General features: G+C 68.6%; 15 protein-coding genes. 6 read left to right on the forward strand and 9 right to left on the reverse strand.

Going from position 1 to position 19,262, the window contains the following annotated elements:
- Positions 1–12: 12 nt before the first annotated feature.
- The 3 genes from ACIQJ5_RS16120 to ACIQJ5_RS16130 all read right to left on the reverse strand — a co-directional run bounded on the left by ACIQJ5_RS16120 (position 13) and on the right by ACIQJ5_RS16130 (position 3,154).
- Positions 13–879, reverse strand: coding sequence for a carbohydrate ABC transporter permease (locus tag ACIQJ5_RS16120; RefSeq protein WP_231092403.1), 867 nt, complete (start codon positions 877–879; stop codon positions 13–15).
- Positions 876–1,826 carry a carbohydrate ABC transporter permease gene (locus tag ACIQJ5_RS16125; protein ID WP_402845345.1) on the reverse strand — a complete coding sequence of 317 codons (951 nt, stop codon included), beginning with the start codon at positions 1,824–1,826 and terminating at the stop codon, positions 876–878. The genes ACIQJ5_RS16120 and ACIQJ5_RS16125 overlap by 4 nt, the downstream gene beginning before the upstream one ends.
- 71 nt (positions 1,827–1,897) lie before the next feature.
- A complete protein-coding gene (locus tag ACIQJ5_RS16130) occupies positions 1,898–3,154 on the reverse strand; it encodes an ABC transporter substrate-binding protein (RefSeq protein WP_231092405.1) in 1,257 nt (418 codons plus the stop codon).
- 182 nt (positions 3,155–3,336) lie between these two features.
- Between ACIQJ5_RS16130 and ACIQJ5_RS16135 the strand changes: the two genes are divergently transcribed.
- Genes ACIQJ5_RS16135 through ACIQJ5_RS16145 form a run of 3 tightly spaced genes read left to right on the forward strand, consistent with a single transcriptional unit; the run spans position 3,337 to position 6,523 of the window.
- Complete coding sequence (locus ACIQJ5_RS16135; protein WP_231092406.1) at positions 3,337–4,494, forward strand: ROK family transcriptional regulator; 1,158 nt, start codon at positions 3,337–3,339, stop codon at positions 4,492–4,494.
- A gap of 14 nt (positions 4,495–4,508) precedes the next feature.
- Positions 4,509–5,507: a Gfo/Idh/MocA family protein gene (locus ACIQJ5_RS16140; protein ID WP_402845348.1), complete on the forward strand. Its 999-nt coding sequence runs from the start codon at positions 4,509–4,511 to the stop codon at positions 5,505–5,507.
- The gene (locus tag ACIQJ5_RS16145) at positions 5,504–6,523 is read left to right on the forward strand and encodes a Gfo/Idh/MocA family protein (RefSeq protein WP_402845350.1); all 1,020 of its coding nucleotides are present in this window, start codon (positions 5,504–5,506) and stop codon (positions 6,521–6,523) included. Before ACIQJ5_RS16140 ends, ACIQJ5_RS16145 begins: the two co-directional genes overlap by 4 nt.
- A gap of 73 nt (positions 6,524–6,596) precedes the next feature.
- Here ACIQJ5_RS16145 and ACIQJ5_RS16150 read toward each other — a convergent pair whose 3' ends face one another.
- Both ACIQJ5_RS16150 and ACIQJ5_RS16155 read right to left on the reverse strand, forming a co-directional pair.
- Positions 6,597–6,860: a DUF6458 family protein gene (locus tag ACIQJ5_RS16150; RefSeq protein WP_231092409.1), complete on the reverse strand. Its 264-nt coding sequence runs from the start codon at positions 6,858–6,860 to the stop codon at positions 6,597–6,599.
- A 182-nt stretch (positions 6,861–7,042) separates the two neighbouring features.
- Positions 7,043–9,133, reverse strand: a complete 2,091-nt coding sequence (locus ACIQJ5_RS16155) for an acyl-CoA dehydrogenase (RefSeq protein ID WP_231092410.1) — start codon at positions 9,131–9,133, stop codon at positions 7,043–7,045.
- A gap of 214 nt (positions 9,134–9,347) precedes the next feature.
- Here ACIQJ5_RS16155 and ACIQJ5_RS16160 point away from each other — a divergent pair, with 214 nt between their 5' ends.
- Positions 9,348–10,604 (forward strand): TetR/AcrR family transcriptional regulator, encoded by a 1,257-nt coding sequence (locus ACIQJ5_RS16160; protein WP_402845352.1) that lies wholly within the window; start codon positions 9,348–9,350, stop codon positions 10,602–10,604.
- A 246-nt stretch (positions 10,605–10,850) separates the two neighbouring features.
- Here the strand turns inward: ACIQJ5_RS16160 and recQ are convergent, their stop codons facing one another.
- Positions 10,851–12,794: a DNA helicase RecQ gene (recQ, locus tag ACIQJ5_RS16165; RefSeq protein WP_402845483.1), complete on the reverse strand. Its 1,944-nt coding sequence runs from the start codon at positions 12,792–12,794 to the stop codon at positions 10,851–10,853.
- A 250-nt stretch (positions 12,795–13,044) separates the two neighbouring features.
- Positions 13,045–15,984 carry a family 20 glycosylhydrolase gene (locus ACIQJ5_RS16170; protein WP_402845354.1) on the reverse strand — a complete coding sequence of 980 codons (2,940 nt, stop codon included), beginning with the start codon at positions 15,982–15,984 and terminating at the stop codon, positions 13,045–13,047.
- Between the two features lie 169 nt (positions 15,985–16,153).
- Between ACIQJ5_RS16170 and ACIQJ5_RS16175 the strand changes: the two genes are divergently transcribed.
- Positions 16,154–17,182 (forward strand): LacI family DNA-binding transcriptional regulator, encoded by a 1,029-nt coding sequence (locus ACIQJ5_RS16175; RefSeq protein WP_402845356.1) that lies wholly within the window; start codon positions 16,154–16,156, stop codon positions 17,180–17,182.
- Positions 17,183–17,201: 19 nt separating this feature from the next.
- Here ACIQJ5_RS16175 and ACIQJ5_RS16180 read toward each other — a convergent pair whose 3' ends face one another.
- Both ACIQJ5_RS16180 and ACIQJ5_RS16185 read right to left on the reverse strand, forming a co-directional pair.
- Entirely contained in the window at positions 17,202–17,729 is a 528-nt protein-coding gene (locus ACIQJ5_RS16180) for a DUF1697 domain-containing protein (protein ID WP_231092414.1), read from the reverse strand.
- Between the two features lie 32 nt (positions 17,730–17,761).
- Positions 17,762–18,676 (reverse strand): GNAT family N-acetyltransferase, encoded by a 915-nt coding sequence (locus ACIQJ5_RS16185; protein ID WP_402845358.1) that lies wholly within the window; start codon positions 18,674–18,676, stop codon positions 17,762–17,764.
- A gap of 185 nt (positions 18,677–18,861) precedes the next feature.
- Here ACIQJ5_RS16185 and ACIQJ5_RS16190 point away from each other — a divergent pair, with 185 nt between their 5' ends.
- Entirely contained in the window at positions 18,862–19,245 is a 384-nt protein-coding gene (locus ACIQJ5_RS16190; RefSeq protein WP_402845359.1) for a hypothetical protein, read from the forward strand.
- Positions 19,246–19,262 lie beyond the last annotated feature (17 nt).

The raw sequence follows: 19,262 nt of genomic DNA on the forward strand, positions 1-19,262 counted from the left end.
CGTTCCTTTCGATCAGCCCTTGATGCCCGCACTCGCGACGCCCTCTTGGACGTAGCGCTGCGCGACGAGGTAGGCGAGGAAGATGGGCAGCAGCGCCACGACGGAGCCGGCGAGCATCACACTCAGCGGAACGCTCTGCTGCTGCAGGGACGAGATGCCCACGGTCAGGGTCCACATGTCGCTGGATTTTCCGACGATGAGCGGCCACAGGAAATCGTTCCAGTGCCAGAGGAAGACGAAGATGCCGAGGGTGGCGAGCACGGGCTTGCACAGCGGCAGCACGATCCGCAGGAAGATGCGGAACTCCCCCGCACCGTCGATGCGCGCGGCCTCGAACAGCTCGTCCGGCAGACCCTGGATGAACTGGCGCATCAGGAAGACGGCCTGGGCATTGGCGAGCGAGGGCAGGATGAGACCCCAGTAGGTGTCCACACCCCCGAGCCACGCCATGAAGATGAAGGTGGGGATGAGCGTGACGTGGAACGGGACCATGACCATCGAAAGGAAGGACCAGAACATCACCTCCTTGCCCCGGAAGCGCTTCTTCGCGAAGGCGTAGCCGGCCATCGCGGACAGGAACAGCACGATGACGACGGAGACCAGCGAGTAGATCAGCGTATTGCCGAGCCACACCAGGAGGTTCTGCCCGCTCAGCACCTGCTCGTAGGAGGAGAACGAGATGTTGCCCCACGGCAGGAGGGAGCCCGGTAGCTCCACCGCCATGCCCGGCTTCAGGCTCAGCACGACCATCGCGTAGAAGGGGAAGAAGCTGAAGACGGCGGCGATGCTCAGCCAGATCCAGCGGCCGACGATCCCCCAGCCGCTGGGCTCGAGAGCGCGGTAGGAACGCTGAGGACGCGAGGCGGTGGTGGCGCTCATTTCTGCTTTCCGATCACCAGGCGCTGGATGAGCGCGACGGCCAGGGTCATGATGAACAGCGCGACGCCGATCGCGGCCGCGTAGCCGTAGTTGAAGTACTTGAAGCCCTGGTCGTACAGCATGTAGACGAGGGAGTAGCTGGCGTTGGCGGGACCACCCCCGGTCATCACGTAGATCACGTCGAAGACCTGGAACGCCGCCGTGGTCTCGATGACGGCGAGGAAGAAGAACGTCGGCTTCAGATGCGGCATCAGGATGAAGTGGAAGCGCTGCCAGGCGTTGGCGCCGTCCATCAGGGCCGCCTCTTCAAGCTCGCGCGGCACGTCCTGCATCGCGGCGATGAGGATCATCATGCCGTAGCCGAAGCGCGACCACACGCCCACGATGATCAGCGCCGGGATCACGAGCACGGGGCTTCCAAGCCAGGATCCGCCGAGGCCCAGCGGTGCCATGAGCTGCGACCACGGACCGTCGGCGGAAAAGATCCACTTGAACACCGCACCGGCCAGCACCAGGGAGGTGATGACGGGCAGGAAGAAGATCGAGCGGAAGAAGCGCGAGCCGCGGAAGGCACGTCGGACCCCGAGCGCCATCACGGTGGACAGTGCCAGCGCGATGGGCACGGAGAACACCGCGAACAGCAGGGTGACCGACAGCGCCCGCCAGAACAGCGGGTCGGCAACCATCCGCTGGAAGTTGGCGATGCCCTTCCAATCCAGTTCGCCCGAGATGTCGTAGTGGAAGAAGCTCAGCCCCACACCCACGATCGACGGGCCGAACCGGAACGCGATGAAGAGCAGGAAGGCCGGCAGCACGAACAGGAAGGCGACGCGTGCTTCGCGACGCGAGAGCAGGCGGGTCAGGCGCGCGCCGGGTGAGGGCGCGGCTCCCGACGCGCCCGCAAGCGCAGCGTCGAGCCGCGGCGGTTCAGTGGTCTTCGTCGACATTGTCGGACTCCCTGCGTGGTGGAATCGGGATCCGGGGGCGCGCTCGATGCGACCAGCGCGCCCCCGGAGGGTCACTGCGTCAGCAGCGGGCCTGCGGCCGAAGCCGCGGCGTCGAGGGCGTCCTTCGCAGACTTCTGTCCCAGCAGAGCGCCCTGGATCTCCGGGGCGAGCACGCCCATCAGCGCACGCGAGCTGGTGAAGAGCTCGCCCACGGTGGCGGTGGGCACCTGAGCCTCCATCTTGGACATCACGGGGTCGTCGGCGTACAGAGCACCGGTCGAGGTGACCGCGGAGTAGAAGCCCGCCTCGATGAGGTACGGCTTGATCACCTCGCCGCCGGTGGCGTAGTCGGCGAACTCGCCGGCCGCCTCCTTCGCCTTCGATCCCTTCAGCAGCGCGAGCGAGCCGACGGTGCCGTACGCCACCGACTTCTCCTTCGTCAGCGGCGGCAGCACGACGATGTTCTCCTCGCCCCAGAACGACTCGAGCTCTGCGGGGATGTTCGTCCAGGTGCAGCCGACCTTGCCCTTGGCCAGGGCCGTCTGCTCCAGCGGCAGGTTGGTGCTGAGGGCGTCCGGCTCGATGGCCTTCTGCTGCGCCAGCGTGGAGACGAACTCCAGCGCTTCCTGGCCGGGCTTCTTGTCGAACTCCACCGCGGAGCCGTCCTTGGTGAACACGCTGCCGCCTGCCTGCCACAGCAGCGGGTAGAACGACATGTTCAGGGTGTTCTCGGGAGCCGCCGGGTAGTTGATGGCGTACATCCCCTTCTCGGTGAACTTCGGCGCCATCGCCAGCACGTCGTCCCACGTGGCGGGGTAGTCGGTGACGCCCGCTTCCTGGAAGGCGGCGGCGTTGCAGATCAGCGGGTTGACGCTGGTGAGCAGCGGCGCGCCCATCATGTTGCCGTCGATGGTGACCGACTCGGTGACGTTGGGGAGGATGTCGGCCTTCTGCTCATCGCTGAGGTAGGGGCCGATCGGCTCGATCGACTTCTGGTACGCGGCCAGCTGATCGGGGATGAGGTAGACGAGGTCCGGCCCCTTGCCCGCGGCGATGGCCGTCTGCAATCCCTCGTCGCGGTTCGCCCAGGGGAAGATCTCGTAGTCCACCGTGATATTCGGGTGGTCCTTCTCGAACGCGGCGACGGTCTCATCCCAGAACGCCTTGTGCTTGGCCTCGTCCGCGATGACGGGGTACAGCCACACCGTGACCTTCTGGTCACCGCCTGCTGCGGCATCGCCACCGGACCCGGCGTTCGCGCCGCAACCGGCCAGCAGTCCCACGGCGGCGAGTCCCGCCGTGGCTGCGATCAACTTCTTCACGCGCATGATGCTCCTTTGCTCACGCCCTGGGTGCTCAGGGGGACGGGACTATTATGACAATGCGATGTGATATTTCGTCAAGCCCTTTCCAGAAACTCTTGACCGACATGGTTTGGAGTGCTGTCATCGAAGGGCCGGCTAATCACACTCGTGTGGTAATTTTCCGGAAACGATGCGAAGGAGCGCCGATGCCAACCGTGGCCGAGCAGACGATCGTCGCCCGCACCGCCCTGCGTCTGCGCGACGGCGGACCGACGACGGCCACCGATCTCGCCCGCACGCTGGAGATCTCCCGCACCTCGGTGGAGAACGCGCTGGCACAGTTGCAGGATGCGGGGCTTGTCGCCGACGCGCAGCCGCTGCCGGGTCGAGGCGCCGGGCGACCCGCGCGCCACTACGGCTTCTCCGCGGCCGCCGGCCTCGTGGCGGGTGTGGATGTGGGCGTGCACAGTGTGCGAGTCGTCCTGTCGGATCTCGCGGGCGTGGTGGTGGCCCATGAACGCGCACCGGGCCTCGACCCCGATGCTGACGCCGCGACGCAGCTCGACGCCGTCGTCGCTGCGATCGATGCGGCGGTCGCCGCCGTCCGGACCCCGCACGGCGGCCTGCGCGCCGTCGGTGTCGCCCTGCCGGGAATCGTCGACGACTCGGGGCGGGTCGTCGCGTCCGTCATCCTCACCGCCTGGCCCGGAGTGGACGTCGCCCGTCTGCTCCGGGAGCGGCTCGGCTGCCCCGTGGTGCTGGACAACGGCGTGCGTCTCGCGGCCGTGGCCGAGCACCACCTCGGTGCCGCGCGATTGGTGGACGACGTCCTCTACCTGTCGGTGGGCGCGCGTATCGCGGCGGGGATCATCCTTGACGGCCGTCCACGCCGCGGTCCGCACAACGCGGCCGGCGACATCGGCCGCCTCGCGTTCCGCGGGATCGACGAAGACACCGGGCAGATCGCCTGGCGCACCGCCGGCAGCGGTGAAGAGGTGTTCGCACTGGCCGAGTCCGGCCACCCGGAGGCACGCGCCGAGCTCACCGGTTTCATCGACGAACTGGCACGTGGGATCGCCACCCTCGCGATGACGATCGATCCGGCCATGGTGGTGATCGGGGGCGGCATGTCGCTGGCACGTGAGGCCCTGCTCGCGCCCCTGCGCACCGCCGTGATGCGCCGCATCCGCATCCCCGTCGACCTGCCGATCGTCGCGGCGCGCCTCGGCGGCGAGGCGGCGGCCCACGGCGCCGTGGTGTTCGCCTTCATCCGCTGCGCGGACGACGTCACGGGACTTCCCGACCTCCCCCCGCCTCCCATCGCCCCCCTCGAGGACGCGGCACTCGTGGCCGCCGATCGCTGACCGGAAGGACTTCCATGTCGCATCCCCTCACCGACCTCACGGTCGGTCTCATCGGCGCCGGCGGCATCTCCGCCGTCCACGCCGACGCATGGCGCGCCCTCGGCGCGCGCGTGCTCGTCCACTCGGTCGTCGGTGCCCAGGAGCTCGCCGACGCGTACGGCTTCACCGCCGTCGCCACGCTCGACGAGGTGCTCGACGCAGCCGACATCGTCGACATCGTGACCCCGTCCGGCACCCACCGGGAGATCGCGCTCCGCGCCATTGACGCCGGTCTGCACGTGATCTGCGAGAAGCCGCTGGCGGCCACCGCCGAAGACGCTCGCGACGTCGCCGCCGCGGCGGAACGTGCCGGTGTGCGACTGTTCCCCGCCCACGTGGTGCGCTACTTCGCCGAATACCACGCGCTGCGCGAGCAGGTGCGTGCGGGGCGCATCGGACGCGTCGCCACCCAGCGGTTCACCCGCATGGGCCAGGCGCCTTCGACGCGCTGGTTCTTCGACGAGGCGAAGGGCGGCGGAGTCGTGCGCGACCTCATGATCCACGACCTCGATCAGGCGGTGTGGCTCGCGGGCGACGTCACGGAGGTCTACGCCGTGCAGCACCCCGCGAGCGTGGACGGGCAGGTGCCGGTCCCGGTGACCGCGCACGTCACGCTCACCCACGCGAACGGCGTCCTGTCCCACCTGCAGGCCACCTGGCTGAGCCCGGGCATGCCGTTTCGTACCTCCATCGAGGTGTCGGGCGACCAGGGACGGCTGAGTTTCGCCAGCCGCGATGACGCCACCCTCGTGGCGGACGTCGCCGTCACGGATGACGCCGGCTACATGCCGCCGATGTCGGCACAGGAGAGCCCCTATTACAGCGAGATCGCCGCCTTCGTCGCCGCGATCCGGTCCGGCGGCGAAGCACGCGTCTCCCCCGCCGACGGAATCGCCGCCGTCGCGCTGGCCGAGGCCGCCATGGCCTCGATCCGCTCCGGTCAGCCCGTCACCCTCACGGAGGTCTCCGCATGACCCGTCGACTGAAGGTCGCCGTTCTCTCTTTCGCCCACACGCACGCGCTGAGCTACGTGCACGCGCTGCAGCAGGACCCCGACATCGAGCTGATCGCCACCGATCCCGACGGCGCCACCGCCCCCGATGACGCTCCCCGCGGCGCTGAGCTCGCCGCCCAGCTGGGCGTGGCGTACGTCGACAGCTACGACGCGGCCTTCGCCTGGGGGCCGGATGCCGTCGTCGTGGCATCCGAGAACGCCCGGCACCGCGACCTGGTGCTGCGCGCGGCGGAGGCCGGTGCCCATGTGCTGTGCGAGAAGCCGCTGGCCACCACGGTCGCCGATGCCGAGGCGATGCGCGACGCATGCGCGGCCGCCGGCGTGCTGCTGATGGTCGCCTACCCCGTGCGCTTCGCTCCCGAGTTCCGCGATGCGCTGGCGCAGATCCGCAGTGGCCGGCTGGGCCGGGTGATCAGCATCACGGGGGTCAACAACGGCAAGCTGCCGCAGGATCGCGCCTGGTTCACCGACCCCGACCTCGCCGGCGGTGGAGCGCTGGTGGACCACGTGGTGCACTGCGCCGACCTCATCGACGAGCTGCTGGGCGAACGCGCCGCCACCGTGCGTGCGGTCTCCAACCGCATCCTGCACGCGGACCGTGAGCTGGCGGTCGAGACCGGCGGCCTCGTCACCGTGCAGTATCCGAGCGGGATCATCGCCAGCATCGACTGCTCATGGAGCTGGCCGATGAGCTCGCCCACGTGGGGCGGCCTGACCCTGCAGATCGTGCTGGAGTTCGGCACGCTGACGGTGAGCCCGTTCCGTCGCGGTGTCGCCGGTCATGACGCCGCCGGCGAGACCTGGACTCCCGTGGGCGCCGACCTCGATGCCCTCATGCTGTCCGAGTTCCTCGACGCCGTGCGGACCGATCGGACGCCTCAGCCGGATGCCGCCGTCGGCATCCGCACGCTGGAGATCGTGGCGGCTGCCCGCACGTCCGCTGCATCCGCCGGTACGCCGATTCGCCTCCCCTAGCCCCGTTCATTGCGCGCAAATGGCCCCAAAAGTCGGATTTTTGGGGCCATTTGCGCGCTATGAACCGGGGGTGTCAGATCACGTCGGGGGAATCCGGAGCGGAGGTCTCGCGACGGGTGGTCTGCGAGCCGGATGCGGGGTCGACGGTGGTGTTCGCGACGGAGCGCGTGGTGCGGCGGCGCAGCAGCAGGGCGATGCCGATGATCGTGATGACGACTCCAGCGCCCATCAGCAGGTAGCCGACCAGGTCGAGGTCGATCCAGTCCACCTCGACGTTCAGGGCGAACGCCAGCACAGCGCCGACGACGAACAGGAAGATGCCGAAACCGATACTCATGTGAGCCTCCTCATCCGGGTCCGGGCGGACCCTGGTGCGGTCGACTGGTCACGCTAGCCCGAACCCGTCTGTGCGCAACCCCCCTTGCGCATCATCGCGAGTTCTGACATGCGAGAAACCCATGCGAGTCCGAACCACCCGGCAACCCGGGATTATCGGACCCGCATGGGTTCTCGCGGCGGTCAGGCGCGGGCGGCGGACTTCGCCGCCTCCTTCTGCTGCTTGTGCAGCACCTTCTCGTCGATCGGCGCCTCACCAGAGGCACGGAGGGCGGCATAGTAGGCACGGGCCTCGTCCTGGCGCACCTGCTCGGCACCGCTGGCGATCGGAGCGCGCAGGTGCTCGGGCTCATAGGCGAACGCCCCGACCAGATCCAGCGCATGCGGACGCAGCCGCGCGCAGAGCCGATCGATGTAGCGCGACACCGACGCGGCACGCTGCGTCGACAGGCGGCCGTTGATGATGTACCAGGCCAGGTGCTTCTCGATGAGTCCCAGTCCGAACAGGTCGCGCACCCAGGTCAGCACCTCGCGCGTACCGTCGTCCGGAGCCGAGGCCAGTGCGTCGGTGAACGCCTCCCACTGCAGCAGCTCGCCGTGGGCACGAGCCGCCTCCATGAGCTCGGTCTGGTTCTCGTTGAACAGCGCGAAGCTCTCCTCAGCGCTCAGCTTCTTCCCGCCGCGCATCCGCATGGCGATGTCGGCGACCATCTGCTGGACGCGCTCCTGAAGCAGCTCGTGCTGGTCATCACCGCGTAGGCCGAGCTCCACCGAACGCGCCGTCGAGCCGAGATCGGCGACGGCCTGTCCCAGGCGGCGAAGACCCGCACCGTGGAACACCTTGCCCGCGGTCTGACCGACCGCGAACGCCGCCAGCTGCTTCGGGTCTTTGCCCGCAACCTGCTGCCCGTACTCGGTCAGCAGTCGCTTGCCCACCAGCTGCAGGAGGATGTTGTTGTCCCCCTCGAAGGTGGCGTAGACGTCGAGGTCGGCGCGCAGGCCGGTGAACCGGTTCTCGAACATGAATCCGGCACCGCCGCAGGCCTCGCGGCACTCCTGCAGGGTGTCCAGCGCGTGCCACGTCGACAGCGGCTTGAGCGCGGCGGCCAGTGTCTCCAGGTCCTGCCTGTCGTCGTCGGTCGCGGCGCGCCCACTGAAGACGCCGTCGAACTTCTTCAGGAACTCGTCGTGCGCGAAGATCTGGGCATACGTGGTGGCAAGGCGCGGCAGGAGGCGCCGCTGGTGCTTTCCGTAGTCCAGCAGCACCGTCTCATCCGTGCCCGATCCCTGGTCGAACTGACGGCGCTGCGTGGCGTAGGTGATGGCGATGGTGAGCCCCACCGCGGACGCCCAGGACGAGGCGCCGTCGAGCGAGACGCGGCCCTGGACGAGCGTGCCCAGCATCGTGAAGAAGCGCCGTCCGGGGCTGGCGATCGGGCTGGAGTACGTGCCGTCCGCCGCGACGTCCCCGTACTTGTTCAGCAGGTTGGTGCGGGGAACCCGCACGTGGTCGAACGCAAGCCGGCCGTTGTCGATGCCGTTGAGACCACCCTTGAGCCCGTCGTCCTCGCTGGAGACGCCGGGCAGCAGCTGGCCGTTCTCATCGCGGATCGGCACGTAGAAGCAGTGCACGCCGTGGTTGACCCCGTTGGTGATCAGCTGGGCGAACACGGTCGCGGCGATGCCGTCCTTCGCGGCGTTGCCGAGATAGTCCTTCCACGCCGCACGGAACGGCGTGTTGATGACGAACTCCTCGGTCTCGGGGTCGTAAGTGGCCGTGGTGCCGATCGCGGCGACGTCGGAGCCGTGCCCCATCTCGGTCATCGCGAAGGCCCCGGGGATGGACATGTCCATGACGCCGGGAAGCCAGGTCTCGTGATGCGTCTCGGTTCCGAGGTGCAGGATCGCCGCGCCGAACAGGCCCCACTGCACGCCGGATTTGATCTGCAGGCTCGGATCGGCCAGGACCAGCTCCTCGAAGCCGGCGATGTTGCCACCGTGGTCATCGCCCCCGCCCAGTCGCTGGGGGAAGGCACGATGCACGGCCTTGTTGTCGACCAGCACGTGCAGCTGCGCGAGCACGCGCTCACGGTGCTCGCGCATGCCGAGGCTGTCATCGCGCCAGAGCGCCGGATCCTTGACCAGCTCGCGCGCCTGGCGGCGAACGTCCGCCCAGGTGCCCATCAGCATGTCGGTCACGCGGTCCACGTCGATACGGGGCTCGCCCGCGGCGGGGGAATTTGCGGCGTGTACGTACACGTCGGGATCAGTCATCGATACTCCTCGTGTGAGTCCTCGGTCCGCATGACGGACCTCACCAACACGCTAGGCCGAGGTCTGACGACGACCAAGCATGTTGGACTGAGTGTACAACTTCGTGACACTGAGTCTCACGGCCGCTGTGCAGATTCCACACATCCACAGCCCCTCGGAGCGGAACCACACCGACCACTAGACTGGCGGCTAGTCCGCCGCGACCCCTTTCACGATGACGCCACCCACCGCCCGTCTTCCTGCCCCGCAACGACGCGCTCTGATCGTCGACGCGGCCACTGACGTGTTCATGAAGGTGGGCTACCGCGCCGCCTCCCTGCGAGACATCGCGTCGCACGCCGGCATCAGTCACACCGCCCTGCGACGCCATTTCGCCTCCAAGGGCGACATCCTCCTCGCCATCCACGAACAGTACGAGGCCGACACGCTCGCCGCCCTCTCCGGCCGCGGAGAGCTGACGGTCGACGAGTGGATGATCGCCCTCGCTGATGAGGCGAGCAGCCGCCCCGATCGCCTCCAGGTGTTCACCGCGCTCGTCGGCGAGGGAACCTCCCCCACCCACCCCGCTCATGACGCGGCGCGGCGCTCGTACGAGGCGCGACTCGAGGCCTTCTCTGCAGGACTGGAACGCGGGGTCGCCGAGGGGGTCGTGGCCGCCACCCGCGCGACCCGGTCACAGGCGGCCCGTTTCCTGGCACTGTGGAACGGGGCGCAGTTGCTGCAGCAGTACCTTCCCGCGGTCGTTCACACGCCCCAGCTGATCCGCGACGAAACCGCCATCATCCGTCAGCCTGCGCTGCCGGTCCGCGATCCCGGCTCCGGGGACACCCGGCCGCTCACCGGCGCGCTGCCCCCCGGCACGTCGCGGCGCGACGGCATCCTGGACACCGCCACCTCGCTGCTGCTGGCACACGGGTACAGCGGCACCAGCATGCAGGCCTTCGCGGCCGCAGCGGGAATCGCCAAGGCGACCCTGTTCCACCACTACCCGACCAAGGACGACCTCGTCCGCGCTGTGCTGCACCGCAGCGCCGACATGGTGAACGCGCTGTCCGACGGCACGCGTGCGATCCGTGGGGCCGAGCGGCTGCACGCGATCCCCGCGCAGTGGCGGGCGGTGTGCGCCGGGGCCGCTGAGCTGGTGAACCTGCACGTCGTGCTGAGCGCCGAGGCCTCCAGCGCCGGGCACCCGCTGCACGAGGGCTTCCGTGAGCATTTCGCCACTCTCATCGACTGCTCCACCCGCGCCTTCACCGACGCCGAGCGTGACGGGCAGCTGCGCTCCCTGCGCGAGCCGCGCGTGGAGGCGATTCGCCTCGTAGCCCTCTGGGAGGGCCTGCAGCTCATCTCGCGCTTCGACGCGTCGATCGACGTCGCGGCGGAGATCACCGCGCATCTGTCCGAGGTACTCATCGACCCCGCGGAAGACCGGAGGTCGAGTCAGGCGCCCGATCGGAATCCGGACGCCTGACTCGTCGGTCGCCCACCCGAATCGGGCTCGACCTGACGGCGTGATTTCGCATCGCCTCAGAACGCATGGCAGCGGAGCCCCCCGACTCGTTCGCTGCCACTTCTCGCCGATCCCGCCCTGAGGTCAGGATCGTGTCGATCTTCTGTTGTGCGATGCGCTTCTGCTCTCCCCCGAGAGCCGACCGCTTGGAAACATGTTATCGACCGATTGGCAACCTGCCAAGAGCCGATCCGCGAGTCGGCCCGCTTACGCTTCGGCGATGACGGCCAGCACGGCCTCGCCGTACGCGTCCCTTTTCTTGGCGCCAATGCCGGTGATGCCATCGAGATCCGCGAGCGATGACGGCCGATGCTCCGCGAGCGCGCGCAACGTCGCGTCGCCGAACACGATGTAGGCCGGAACGCCCTGCTCTCGAGCCTGGGCAGCCCGCCAGGCCCGCAGAGCCTCGAACAGTTCGCGGGCGTCTTCGGGCAGCTCGTCGGCGGCGGAGGCCTTCCTGGCCCGGCCCGCGCTCGAGGTGCGCCCCAGGACATCCCGCCGCATCAGTACGGACCGCTCGCCCCGCATCACCTCGGCACTGCCCTCGCCGAGGGCGAGAGTGCCGTACTCACCCTGCGCCACCAGCAGTCCCTGCGCGAGCAGCTGGCGGACCACCGAGCGCCAGTCGGCCTCGGAGAGATCCGCACCGATGCCATAGGTGGCGAGTTCGTGGTGGCGATACTGACGGATGCGGTCCGTGGACGCACCCCGCAGGATGTCGATCAGCTGACCGGCACCGAACGCCTGGTTGCGCTCGCGCTTCAGCCGCACGATGGTCGACATCAGCTTCTGCGCCGCGACGGTGCCGTCGAACGTGTCAGGCGGTGTCAGGCAGGTGTCGCAGTTTCCGCAGGGCGCGGAATCCTGGCCGAAGTAGGCGAGCAGATTCTGGCGACGGCACTGCACGGTCTCACACAGCGCGAGCATGGCATCGAGGTGCTGCTGCTGACGGATCTTGTGGGCGCGATCGCCCTCGCCCTGGTCGATGAGGCGACGCTGCTGCACCACGTCACCGAGACCGTAGGCCATCCACACCACCGAGTCCGCACCGTCACGGCCCGCACGACCCGTCTCCTGGTAGTAGCCCTCGACGGATTTCGGGAGGTCGATGTGGGCGACGAAGCGAACGTCCGGCTTGTCGATGCCCATGCCGAACGCGATGGTGGCCACCACCACGACGCCGTCGTCGCGCAGGAAGCGGGACTGGTTGGCCGCACGGACGTCGGCGGGAAGGCCGGCATGGTACGGCAGCGCGTCGATGCCCTGCTTGCGCAGGTGCTCCGCGGTCTGCTCGACCGCCTTCCGGCTCAGGGCATAGACGATGCCGGCCGACCCCTCCGGCTGCGAGCGGATGAACTGCACTAGCTGACGTCGCGCATCGATCTTGGCCTCGATGCGGTACTGGATGTTGGGCCGATCGAAGCTGGCCACGAAGTGCTCGGCACGGGGCAGCCGGAGCCGTTCGGTGATCTCACGATGCGTGGCACGCGTCGCCGTAGCGGTGAGTGCCATGCGGGGAACGCCGGGGAACACCTCCCCGAGGTCTTCCAGCGCCAGGTAATCCGGCCGGAAGTCATGGCCCCACTGCGCGACGCAGTGCGCCTCGTCGATGGCGATCACACTCAACGAACCGCGCTGCAGGAAAGCACGCGTGGCGTGTCCGGAAAGGCGTTCCGGGGCGACGTAGAGCAGGTCCAGCTCACCGGCCAGGTAGGCCCGTTCGACCGCCTGACGCTCCTGGGTGGACTGGGTGGAGTTCAAGAACGCGGCGCGCACGCCGTTGGACTGCAGCGCATCCACCTGATCGTGCATGAGGGCGATCAGCGGGGAGACCACGAGCCCGGTGCCCTCTCGCACCAGCGCCGGAATCTGATAGGTGAGCGACTTGCCACCACCGGTCGGCATCAGCACGATCGCATCCCCGCCGTCGATCACGTGCTGCACGATGGCGCCCTGATCACCGCGGAAGGCGTCGTAGCCGTACACCGTGTGCAGTGCCTCGAGCGCGGATGCGTACTGTGACGCACGAGCCTGTGGCGCGGCGACCGGTGCGGGTGCGTATCCCGCCGGCACCGGCGGGCCCCCGAGGAAATCGAGGTCGACGGGAGGCTCGTCATACGGATCGTACGGGGGCTCGTCGTCGTACGGGATGTCGGCGTAGGGGTCGTACGGGGGCTGATCGGCATCCGCGCCGGAACGGGAAGCGGGGTGGGAGAAGGCCGAGGAGCTCACCCCCGCGAGTCTACCGACGCCCTCCGACGGTGGACTCGGGGCAGGCACGATGAGGAGATCCGGCTCGCGCTGACAAGTTGGGGAGGAGACGATCCCCGACGCGCAGACAGAGCGGAGGCCGGTTCGAGCCGGCCCCCGCGCTGTCTCGCGTCAGTTCCTCTCCCTCACCTCAATTCCGGATGCGCGCACGCCGGCGCGCGATGAGGATCCCACCGGCACCCAGCAGCATCAGCAGGATGGCGATGATCCCACCCGGGCCCGCCTGTACGCCCGTGCTCGGCAGAGCGGGACCATGCGTACCGGGAGCCGTCGCGCTGGGCATTGACGTCACGTCGGTGCCGGTCGAGGGGCTGCCGGTCGGCTCCGTGGACGGTCCCGCCGTCGGCGACGCGGTCGGCGTGGGCTCCAGCGTCTGCGTCGGCTCCACCGTCGGCGTCAGCGTCGGCGACACGGTCGGCGTCAGTGTCGCCGTCGATGTCGGCGTCGGCGTGGGCGTGGGCGTGACGTCCGCGACACGGAACCCCTCCGCTGTGCACCCGTCGCATGCCACCAGATCGGCACCGCGCGCATCGCCGTTCACGGTGATCGCGATCACCCCCGCCTCGGCGCCGCCCGCTGCGTCTGCCGCCGCACTCACCTCGTCCACGCGCGCTGTCACGACGATCTCCACGGTGGTTCCGGCCGCGATGGACCCGGTCCATGTCGCGGTCTGCCCGGCCATCGAGACCTCTCCGTGGTCGGCTCGGATCTCGCCGACGAGCGAGGCATCGTCGTGGACATCCGTGAGATCGATGCTCACGCTCGCCTCCCCCAGCGCGGTGTCCTCCGCTGTGGCCGACACCGTCCAGGTGAGTTCATCCCCCGGATGCACCGTCGATCCGGCGTCGGGGAGCGATGCCACCGCCAGCGACCACCGACCGGCACGAGGCACCGACCACTGCTGCTCGTCCTCGAAGAACGGGGCGTGGGCGTAGAAGCGCAGGTAGGGATCGAACGCGGCGAAGGACGGGACCTGCTGCGGAGAGTTCCACACCGTCTGCGCGAACAGGCGCAGACGCGGCATCAGGGTCTGGGTGAGGACGTGCTCCGGCGCCCATCCGTGAGCGTCGTCCCAGATGGGGAAGAACTGGCCGGCGACGTTGGCGCGCAGTTCCTCCGGCGCCTGTGCGGGAGGGCCCCAGCCACCGGAGAACGTGTACGGATCCGCATAGTTCTTCCACGCGTACTCCGGCAGCGGGCGGTTGATGACCGATCCGTTCCTGGTGTCGCCGGAGGTGAGATCCGCGCGCGACATGGTGGGCCAGAGGTCGTGATAGAGATCCGACGACGAACCGACGAGAGTGCGCCCCTCGGCGAGAAGATCCTCCGCGGTCAGGGAGCCGTAGATCTCCGCCCAGTAGATGACCGTAATGTCCGGGTCCAGCGATACGGCCTTGTTCCGGCCGTTCAGCTGGTCGTTCCACACCATCGTCTGGCGGCCGTCGGCCTTCAGCGCCTGATTGACGCCGTTGAGGAACAGAACATAGGAGTCCCGGGTGTTGGCCGTCGGATCCCCGGTCTCCTCCTGGGCCCAGGTGGCCAGTTCGGTGTGCTCGTCCAGCGACATGAACTCGTCTCCACCGATGTGGACATAGGGAGTGTCGAACGTGCGCCCGAGTTCCACTGCCACCGCGGCGAGACGCTCGCGCACGTCGCTCCTGCCGTAGTTGTATGCCTCGCCGCCGAGCATGTACCCGGGCTCCGTATACACCTGTGCGTCGAGCGTGGCGTGTGCGGGCATGTCGAACTCGGGGATGATCGTGACGTGGAAGCGCTGTGCGAAGGCGACCAGATCGGCGATTTCCGCCTTGGTCCACGAGCCGCCGTCAGGCAGGTGATCCACGAGCTCCGGGAACACGTCGCTCTCGACCCGCAGCCCCTGCCCGTCCTTCACCCGCAGCACCATCGTGTTCATGTTCGTGAACGCGAGGTCCTTGATCTGCGACTTCAGCCAGTCGATGGAGTAGTAGCGCCGGCCGGAGTCCACCTGCAGGGCCCGGAAGCGCATGTCCGTCCAGTTGACGACCTGGCCGAGCGGAAGATCGGCGCCCGCCGATGCACTGCGGAGGGCCTGGCCGAGTGTGTTGAAGGCATACAGCACGCCGGCTTCACCTCCTGCGGTGATCGTGATCCCCGCAGCGGTGATGTCGATCGAGTACGCCTGGTCCGCGAGCGCGCGGGCGTTCTCGGGGGCCGAATCCGCAATCGCGACCTCGCCGAGTTTCACGAACACTCGGTTCGCGGTGAGATCCGACTCGTCTCCGCTCATCAGCGTCACCTCGGGAGCCACACCCAGCTCCATGAGGTTGGCTGCGCCGAGATCGGCCTCGTCGGTGATCGCGTCGGCGTCCCCCGCCGACACGATCACCCGTTCCACGGATCCCGTCCAGCTCCCGCCCGCGGGCTGGAAACTCTGCACCGCGGGGATGGTGACCGGGAATCCGTTCTCACCGGACGGGGGCACGCTCCAGCCGGCCGGCGCCGTCTGCGGTGAGCTCGCGGGACCGACCTCCGTCACCGTGAAGTCATCGCAGTAAGCCGGCGCCGTATTTCCTCCCACGAAGCAGAAGGCGTTGAGCTCGGTCGTGCGCGGTCCCGTCGTGATGGTGGAGGTGTAACGGCCCCAGGCGGTTCCGCCGTCGGGCGTGGTGATCCCGGCGGCATACTCCCCACCACCGTCGCCCACAGCCAGCCCCCGGTAGTACGGGGCATTCTCGGCATCGAAGATCCCCCAACGGATCCCCGATCCCTTCAGCGACACTTCGAAGGTGTACACGGTGTTCGGCTGCACTCCCGTGATGGTCTTGTTGACCATCCCCCGATCCACCCCCGTGCCGCGCACGGGGAGGTTGCCGCCGATGGGGGTCTGAGTCGTGGCATCGGCGTACGGGAGACCGATCCGCGCGGCGTGGCCGGTGCCGTCGGCTCCCGGCTCCACGATCGCCGCGTGGTTGTGCTGAGTTTGCGCGCCCCAGTCGCCCGACTCGAAGCCGCCATCGACGACGACGGGTCCTTCGTCCGCGCTGCTGGGCAGAACGGCGCCGAAGGCCCCCGCTGTCGTCACCGCCATTGTCAATCCGAGCCCGGCCGCCCAGGCTCTCGTCCGTGTCCGCACTTCCTCGTACTCCTTCCCCCGACCGCATCGTTGCGCCCGACGCGCCTGACCTTACCCGGGTAAGCATCCCAGGGGAAGACCCGCACTGACACGGGTAAGTAATTCGGGGGATAGATTCGTTCCGATGTCTTCCGATGGTCCCGCCCGACGCCTCACGATGCGCGAGCTCGCTCGCGAGCTCGGCGTCTCGCACGCCGCTGTCTCCTTCGCGCTCAACGGACGCCCGGGGGTGAGTCCCGCCACGCGCGAGCGGATCATCGCCGGAGCACGCGAGCGCGGCTGGGCACCCAACATCGCGGCCCGGGCCCTCGGCGGGCACGGTACCGGCTCCGTCGGTCTCGTGCTCGCGCGCAGCGCAGACGCCCTCGCTGCGGATTCGTTCTATCTCCGCTTCATCGCGGGGCTCCAGTCGGAGCTCTCCCCCCTGGATCTCACGCTCACCTTTCAGATCGCAGACGATGTCGACGCCGAGATCGCGCTGCATCGCCGATGGGCCGCCCAGGCGCGCGTAGACGGTCTGATCGTCGTGGATCCGCGCACCGACGACCCACGCCTTCATGAGTTGCATGCGCTTGGACTGCCCGCGGTGATCGTGGGAGCCCGGGAGCACGCCGCGGCCGGGATCGCACTCGTCTGGGCCGACGACGAACAGCCGATGACGGAGGTGGTTCGCACCTTCGCCGAGCTCGGCCACCGGAGGATCGGCTACGTGGCCGGAGCAGAGGACCTCGTGCACACCGCGTCACGCGTGCGCAGCTTCGCGTCCGCCATCGCCCGATACGGCCGGGACGCCCTGCCGGTGGTGCACACTCACCACGATCCCGACGAGGCAGAACGCGCGGTCGCGGCGCTCCTGGACGGCGGCCCGACCGCGGTGATCGCCGACGACGACCGCCTCGCCGTCACGGTACTGAGCGTGGCGAAGTCGCTCGACATCGAGGTGCCGCGTCACCTCAGCATCGTGTCGTGGGAGGACTCACCGCTGTGCACGGCGACCACACCGCCGCTCACCGCACTCTGGCGTGACCCCTTCGACCTGGGTCGCAGCGCCGCAGCCGCTCTCCTCGCCGAGATCTCCGATCATCGTGCCGCCGCGATCGCGGTGGCTCCCGCCGTGCTGCGCCGTCGGGATTCGCTCACCGAGGCTCCGTGACGGAACACGCGACCTCCCCTCAGGCGAGCCACTTGCCGGCGATAGCGCGAATCGTGTTGGCGTTGCGGTTGGTGGCCGGCTCCAGCAGCTTCGCGGCGCGGAGGGGATCCACCTCGCCGGGTGTGTAGCCCTCACCGAGGAGAGCGTGGATGGAACGACCGCGCACGACCATGCGGCCGCGCTCATCGGAGAGCCCTTCCACACGCCGCGCGGTCTCCGCGTCGAGGGGCTCGCTGCGCAGGTACACGTAGTGGCGGTGCAGCGCTGGGTCGTCGAGCTCCGCAACCGCCGACACCACGACGCGGTATTCGTCGGCGGTGAACAGCATCACCGGCACGACGAACCCTCGGTCCGCCTCGAACGCGCGCTCCAACGCGGCCGTCACCGTGGCGGGGTCCTCCGCAGTGCGCAGGAACACGTTCCCGGTGTTGATGTGGGTGGCAACGTCCGCGTACCCCAGCTCAGCGACGACGCGCCGGATGTCGGCGGCGGGGAACATCCGTCCGCCGACGTTGACGGCGCGCAGGAACGCGATCATGTCGGTCATGAGGAGATCCTGCCATCCCCGTGCGACATCCCTCAGAGGGCGCCCGTGGTCACCACCGGGATGACGATGTTCTCCAGCGTGACCTCGTAGCCGAGACCGTCGTACAGCGCGCGGGCGCCGTCGTTGTGACCGAAGACGTTGAGGGCGAGGTGGGTGGCCCCCATCTCACGTGCGACGTCTTCTGAGGCTCGCATGATCGAGGCGCCGTAACCCTTCCGGCGGTGCTCGGGCGACACGATGATGTCGTAGATGAACGCCTGCCCACCCCGATCGGCGATCCACACCATGCCCACGCGCTCATCGCGGTCGTAGGCGCTGAGCAGCAGCTGTCCGGGCGTCGACCGCCCCGCGGGCAGCAGCTGGGCGAAGGACGCCCGCGCGACGTCGAGCGCAGCGGCCTCGTCCTCCGCCCCGGCGTTCGCCCTCTCCCGCGCGTACTCGGCGATGGCTCCCCCGATCCACTCCTCGTACTCCGCGTCGGTGAACGGCGACAGGTTCACGCGGCCGTCGGCGCGCGAGGGGCGATCGAGAGCGATTCGCATGTTCGTCGCCACAATGGACTCGTCCGGGGTGCGCAGCGCCTGGGTGATGGGGTCGCCCGCGAGGCGGTTCACCCGGATGCGGGTGGCGCCGGAACGCCGAGCCCACGCCCGCAGCCCGTCCAGGCCACCGATGGCGTGCGCGGGATCCTCCACGGTGGTGGCCACGAGTTCGCACGTGTCCCCCGACTGCGCGATGACGACCTCGCCCAGCTCCCCTGCCACATCGCCCAGCAGAACGCCATCACCACCCGGACCGAACAACCGGACGAGGAGCTGGCGCTGCTGCTCGGCGAACGCGGCCTCATCGGCGATCACACCGGCGCGCGCGTAAGCTGCGGCTCGCCGATCGGCCAGGTCCGCGATGGTGTCAGCAGACGGGGAGGGAAGCCTGACGAGCGTGTACATGGCCTCACATTACGCGTGCCGACGTCGCTGCGGGCAATGTGCGAACAGGTGTCACGACCGTTCCCACACCACAGGCAACCCCTCCCACTTATCCACATTCCGCGTTCACCCGCGCTACGCGAAGCACGAGCCGAGAAGGCTGCCCCTGTGCCCGGAAACAGTTCGACAACGAAAGGGTGCTGGCCATGACCGAGCCGCAGATCTGGACCGCGCTGGGCATTCTCGCCGCAGCGCTCACCGCCATGATCACCATGTCCACGCAGTTCATGATGCGCACGATCGGCTCGCAGTTCGCCGGGGTGCACACGCAGTTCGCCGCGGTGCACACGCAGTTCGCCACTGTGCAGACGCAGTTCGCCGCCATCGACGACAAGTTCGCCGACATGAACGACAAGTTCGCCGCCATGAACGAGAATATGGACCGACGCTTCGATGAGGTCGATCGACGCTTCGATGAGGTGGACCGGCGCTTTGGTCTCGTCGAGGGCCGACTGGACCGGGTAGAGCGTCGGCTGGACGGTCTCCATACCGACGTCCAGGCCATCACCAGACGAATCCTGCCGGACTGACAGCCCACGCCTCCGGT

The organism is Microbacterium sp. GXS0129, assembly GCF_044769785.1.
In the GTDB taxonomy this organism is placed as follows: domain Bacteria; phylum Actinomycetota; class Actinomycetes; order Actinomycetales; family Microbacteriaceae; genus Microbacterium; species Microbacterium nymphoidis.